This window comes from Microcoleus sp. SVA1B4, assembly GCF_036700545.1.
In the GTDB taxonomy this organism is placed as follows: Bacteria; Cyanobacteriota; Cyanobacteriia; order Cyanobacteriales; family Microcoleaceae; genus Microcoleus.
On sequence record NZ_JAUBPB010000124.1, the window covers coordinates 1 to 2,017 of the forward strand.

Below are 2,017 nucleotides of genomic sequence, written 5' to 3' on the forward strand. Positions count from 1 at the left end.
GCCCGTCCTTTTTGGACGGGCGGGACGCCCATCCCACAAACTTGTGGAAGTTATTTAATTCTCATTCCTAAGAAAAAAGGAAAACAGAACCACATTTGTGTCAAATGTGGCTGTCAATTTATTGCTGATTATGACTCCCACGCCTGGTTACAGCGAAACTGTGAAACCGGAATGCCTAAAAATGTATGTCAATAGTATAGGTTTTCGGGCGATTAACGAATCAAGGGAGTTCATCACACCACCCTAATAACTTCGGTAAGACTGGTGGGAAGACTATTAGGATGTCATAGTTTCGAGACATTTGAGAGGGTTTCCGGTTGCATCTGAGATATTGCACCATTCTCAATTAGGTTTTTAGGAACAGGCTTTTCGGCCTGTTCCACAAAAGATAAATTTTATTGTGGAACAGGCCGAAAAGCCTGTTGCTGACAATGGTGCGCCTCTTTTTCCTTCTTCATTCAACATCCCCATTACCAAGGATTGCCAATCATTGTAAAGGCGGCCCAATAATAAGGATGCGAAAGCACTCGATCGCCCCGCGCCGCAATTTCTGGAGGCAAAATTAGACTTTCAGAAAGCCCTTGGGCTCGCAACATCCCGTCTTGAATCCGCACGCGCCCCCGCAGCATCTCCAATTGCGCGCGCCGCAAAGCCTCCGCTTTAATCATCAAATTGCCACCGCGTCTGGGGGCCCGCAACTGGCGATAAAACTCAGTCATCAGCCCCAAAGTCCCATCATCGCTGACTTCCCACAAACTCGCCAAAGCGGATTTAGCACCGCTAGCTACCGCCAAACCCGCAAACCCCAACTCCGCATCTTCGTCGCCCAAAGCGGTACTGCACGCGCTTAAAACTAACAGATTCACCGGCGGTTCATTCCATCGCAACTGTCGCATTTGATCGATACGTAATTTACTATCCCACAACTGAATGTAAGAATTTTTCGGTTCTCCTGGCTGGAATTCGCTGTGAGTTGCTAAGTGAATGATGCCAAAAGGCTGATTTGCCCGCTGAGCTTGCAAATTTTCGAGAGTAAAATCTTGATTCAAAAATGATTTTCCTTCACTTGGCGGCGCGATCGACTCTAACTCCACCGGTACCGCTGGTAATGGCGCTTTATCTTCAAATACCGACGCCCCCATGGCCAAAATTTCATCATCCGCAATATTGTCGTAGCCGATATCAGTTAAGCTCAGACTCGGCATCACACTAATGCTGTATTTCTCAACTAAAAAGCCTTTGCCATCGTGAAGAGCAGCAAACGGCACGCTCCGCAAACCTGCTGCTGGAATTACAATTAAATTGTCAATCTTTAAAGCTGTCAATTCTGCGGCAACTGGTGCAATTAACCACCGATAAAGTTTTTGCGCGGTATCCAAATAACTAATGCTGCTTCTTTTTCGGGGATTAGTTATTTCGGTTTGCAGGGCGTCAGCTAGTTGCAACACCTGCCAGCGCGTTGTAGCCGGAATTAAAACGCGCTGGGGTTGAGCATTAGCTGTTACTAACACTATTTCTAAATGCTCGCCACTCGGAACATCGGAAACTTCTTTGCCATCCGGCGACAACCTCTGAGTCAACTTATCTTCTAAGGGATGAGATGGCTGGGATGCGAGGTTTGTTTTCACAGGCAATAGATTTGATAAATCCTGACTTGCCACCAGTACAGAATCATTTTCTTTGGCAGCGGCTGCATCAGCTCTGCTGAGCCAATTCATATAAATAATGGCAGATTTGATTCCGGTAATTTTTTCGTTTTTGCGAAGATTTTCGTAAATTACCGACATATTGCTGATCGGTCTTCTTGCGGGCAAATCCAGATATTTTTCGTACTCGCGAGTAAAGATTTCCTCAAATGCTAAAACTCCCGAACCTGCCGAATCTAGCCTGCGAGAAGGAGCGAAAATATCCGGGCTAATTTCGGGAGTGTTGTATTGACTTTGCGATCGCAATTCTACTTGCACAGATGCAGGAAATGACAGCGCCGGATCGGGATTTACGGACTCAAGAGGCGGTG

1 protein-coding gene and 1 pseudogene are annotated in these 2,017 nt (G+C 46.5%); one reads left to right on the top strand and one right to left on the bottom strand.

Translation table 11 applies throughout. From position 1 onward, the window contains the following. Nucleotides 1-30: 30 nt before the first annotated feature. Nucleotides 31-279: pseudogene (locus QT987_RS29145) on the top strand (IS1 family transposase); the annotation flags it as partial. A gap of 191 nt (nucleotides 280-470) precedes the next feature. On the opposite strand, the gene QT987_RS29150 reads toward QT987_RS29145, so the two are convergent. Further along, nucleotides 471-2,017: CHAT domain-containing protein (locus QT987_RS29150; protein WP_333246933.1), on the bottom strand; the 1,547-nt coding region annotated here is incomplete at its 5' end.